Here is a 3,547-nt window from a genome sequence, read left to right on the forward strand (position 1 = left end):
GAACCGGACGCCGGCCGCCGTGAGCACGGAGAGCAGCACGGCGGCGTACAGCTCGGGCAGCCGGTCCGGGGTGGCATGCAGGAACTGGGCCACGAAGAAGGTCATGAAGGCGAACACGCCGAGGCTGTGCCCGCGCGGGCCCCACCGCCGGGCGTAGACGCCGGCGCCGGTGACGGCCAGGAAGGTCAGGTCCCGGGCCACCGGGTGGTCGTGCAGTCCGGCCGCGGCGGCGAGCACCGGGATGCCCACGACGGGCAGCAGGGCGGTGGTGACCGCCTGGCCGCGCACGGTGGGGTCGGCGACGGTGAACAGCGCGAGCAGCGCGGCGAGCCCCCCGGTGACCGCTCCGGGGAGGGAGTGTCCGGCCAGTCCGCAGACCACGACCGCCGGCCCGATGCCGAGGACGGCCCGCGCGGCGAAACGCAACCGCGCCCGCCCTGGGTCCGGTGCCACGAACATCCTCTTCAGCACTGCTGCCCTCCCCTGGGAACACCGATACGGAAAAGGCGCCGCGGGGATCCGCAGCGCCATTGACACGTCCATGAGAGCATCACCGGGGTCACTGGCTCAAGTGAGCCTCGATTCGCCGTGCCATTGGCCCAGCACCGGCACTCCACCCGCACCCACCGGAATGCCAACGGACCAGGTGGGAAGGCGTACCGGACCCGGGCTCGGCTGGGCCATTGGTACAGTCGTCCATCATGGCCGTGGACGAACTCGACACCCGCATCCTGCGACTGCTCCTGGAGCAGCCGCGCACCAGCGTGCGCGAGTACGCCCGCATCCTCGGCGTGGCCCGGGGCACTCTCCAGGCCCGCCTGGACCGGATGGAGCGGGACGGCGTGATCACCGGCACCGGCCCCTCCCTCTCCGCCGCCGCGCTCGGCCATCCGGTGCTGGCGTTCGTACACATCGAGGTCACCCAGGGCCACCTGGACGACGTGGGGGACGCGCTGGCCGCCGTCCCGGAGATCGTGGAGGCCTTCTCGATCACCGGCGGCGGGGATCTGCTCGCCCGGGTGGTGGGCCGGGACAACGCGCACCTCGAGGACGTGATCCAGAAGCTGATCAGCCTCCCGGGCGTGGTGCGCACCCGCACCGAGGTGGCGCTGCGCGAGCGGGTCCCGTACCGGCTGCTGCCCCTGGTGGAGTCGGTAGGCCGGGCGACGGCGCGCGGCTGACGGTGGGCATGCTGGGCGCCATGAGCGATCTCGGCACACTCTCGGTCATCTTCGATCTCGACGGAACGCTCGTGGACAGCGAGCCGAACTACTACGAGGCGAGCCGGCAGACCCTGGCCGCCCACGGCATCCCCGGATTCACCTGGGCGGACCACGAGGGCTACGTCGGCATCAGCACCCGGGAGACGGTACGGATCTGGCGGGAGCGCTACGGACTGCGCGCCTCGGTGCCGGAGCTGCTGGCCGAGACGAACCGCCGCTACCTGGACCTGGCCCGCACCCGCACCCGCGCGTACCCGCAGATGCGCGCGTTCGTGGAGCTGCTGGCCGCGGACAACGTCCCCATGGCGGTGGCCTCGGGCTCCTCCCCCGAGGCCATCGAGGCCGTCCTCGCGGGCACCGGCCTCGCCGCCCACCTGCGGACGACGGTCTCGGCCGACGAGGTCCCCCACGGCAAACCGGCCCCCGACGTCTTCCTCGAGGCGGCCCGCCGCCTCGGCACGCCCCCGGCCGACTGCGTGGTCCTGGAGGACGCGGCCCCCGGCGCCGCCGCGGCCCACGCGGCCGGCATGCGCTGCATCGCCCTCCCGTACGTCCCCGCCCAGGCGGACGCCCCCGAGTTCACCACCGCGTCACTGCTGCTGCGCGGCGGCCAGGCGGACTTCACGGCACGGTCGGCGTACGCGTGGCTGCGCGACGGGGCCCGCTGAAAGGGCACGACCTCGGCGTGTGCGCGGCGCACGTCCGGCCGCGCGCACCGGGTCCGCTACGGACGGACCTCTGCGCGTGCGCGGTCGGCCGTGACTGCATAGCGTGACCCCATGAGCACAGTCCAGGCACGGCCCGCCCCCGACGAGCGGCGGTGGAAGGCGCTCGGGGTCTGTCTGGCGGCGGGATTCATCTCGCTCCTCGACACCTCGATCGTGAATGTGGCGCTTCCCTCCCTGGAGCACGGGCTGGGCGCCTCCGAGGCGGTCCAGTCATGGGTGGTCTCCGGGTACGCCCTCACCTTCGGGCTGGCGCTGGTCCCGGCCGGCCGGCTGGGCGACATGCGCGGCCGGCGCCAGGCCTTCCTGGTCGGCCTCGCCCTGTTCACGGTGGCCTCGCTGGCGTGCGGGCTCGCCTCCGGGCCCGGCTGGCTGGTGGCGTTCCGGCTGATCCAGGGCACGGCGGCGGGCATGGTCGCGCCGCAGACCTCGGGGCTGATCCAGCAGATGTTCCAGGGCTCCGAGCGGGCCAAGGCCTTCGGTGTGCTCGGCACGGTCATCGGGGTGTCGACCGCGGCGGGCCCGCTGGTGGGCGGGCTGCTGATCGACGCCGCTGGCACCGACGACGGCTGGCGCTGGGTGTTCTTCGTCAATCTGCCGATCGGGGTGGCCGCCTTCGCCGCGGGACTGCGGCTGCTGCCCCGCTACCCGGCGGCGGGCAAGCGCGAGGTGTTCGACCTGTTCGGGGTGCTGCTCCTCGGCGCGGGCGTGCTCGCGCTGATGCTGCCCCTGGTGCAGGAGCAGCAGTGGACCGGACGGGAGAAGTGGGCGCTGATGCCGCTGGCGCTGGTGCTGCTGGGCGCGTTCTGGGCCTGGGAGCGCCGGCAGGGACTGCTCGGGCGCGCCCCGCTGGTGGACCTGGACCTGTTCTCCCTGCGCTCGTTCACGCTGGGCGCCCTGATCAGCCTCACCTATTTCGCGGGCTTCACCACCGTCTTCTTCCTCTACGCCCTGTACCTCCAGAACGGCGTGGGCTACAGCGCGCTGGCGTCGGGGCTGACCGTCCTGCCGTTCGCGGCGGCCTCCGCGGTCGGGGCCGCCGCCGGCGGGCGGCTGGTGGTGCGGTTCGGCCGCAAGCTGGTCGTCATCGGGCTGGGCGGCGTGGCCCTCGGACTGCTCGGGGTGATGGCGGCGGTGGCCCTCGTGCCCGGGCCGGACATCGGCTGGGCGTCGGCGCTGCCGCTGCTGGTCGGAGGCGCCGGGTCCGGCCTGACGGTCTCCCCGAACACCACCCTCACCCTCACCCGGGTCCCGGTGCAGCGCGCGGGCGCGGCCGGTGGCGTCCTCCAGACGGGCCAGCGCGTCGGCTCGGCGGCCGGGATCGCGGTGGTGGGCTCGGTGTACTTCGCCCACCTCGCCAACCACGGCCGCACCGACACGGCGATGCAGCTCGGACTGCTCTCCGCCGTGGGCATCATCCTGGTCGCCCTGTTGCTGGCGGTCGCCGACCTGCGGGGACGCCATGTACGGCCCGAGCCGGAGAAGACCGCGGAGCCGGTCGGGCCGGGCCGGGGCGAGGGCGGCGCAGTGGAGGGCGTACGGCCGGGCGCGTGAGGAGGAGGCCGGCCACCGACGATGGTGAACGCCCTGCTGTGCCGC

General features: G+C 73.9%; 3 protein-coding genes and 1 pseudogene. 3 read left to right on the top strand and 1 reads right to left on the bottom strand.

From position 1 onward, the window contains the following. Window positions 1-471, bottom strand: a pseudogene (locus H5J33_RS27595) (FUSC family protein); the annotation flags it as partial. 230 nt (window positions 472-701) lie between these two features. Here H5J33_RS27595 and H5J33_RS27600 point away from each other — a divergent pair. From H5J33_RS27600 to H5J33_RS27610, 3 genes are all read left to right on the top strand, one after another. Then, window positions 702-1,181 carry an Lrp/AsnC family transcriptional regulator gene (locus H5J33_RS27600; protein WP_181797548.1) on the top strand — a complete coding sequence of 160 codons (480 nt, stop codon included), beginning with the start codon at window positions 702-704 and terminating at the stop codon, window positions 1,179-1,181. A gap of 20 nt (window positions 1,182-1,201) precedes the next feature. Further along, window positions 1,202-1,891, top strand: coding sequence for an HAD family phosphatase (locus H5J33_RS27605; protein ID WP_181797549.1), 690 nt, complete (start codon window positions 1,202-1,204; stop codon window positions 1,889-1,891). Between the two features lie 111 nt (window positions 1,892-2,002). Beyond that, on the top strand, window positions 2,003-3,502 hold the full coding sequence (locus H5J33_RS27610) for an MFS transporter (RefSeq protein WP_181797550.1): 1,500 nt from the start codon (window positions 2,003-2,005) through the stop codon (window positions 3,500-3,502). Window positions 3,503-3,547 lie beyond the last annotated feature (45 nt).

The sequence above is a fragment of the Streptomyces sp. WELS2 genome (assembly GCF_013870595.1).
In the GTDB taxonomy this organism is placed as follows: domain Bacteria; phylum Actinomycetota; class Actinomycetes; order Streptomycetales; family Streptomycetaceae; genus Streptomyces.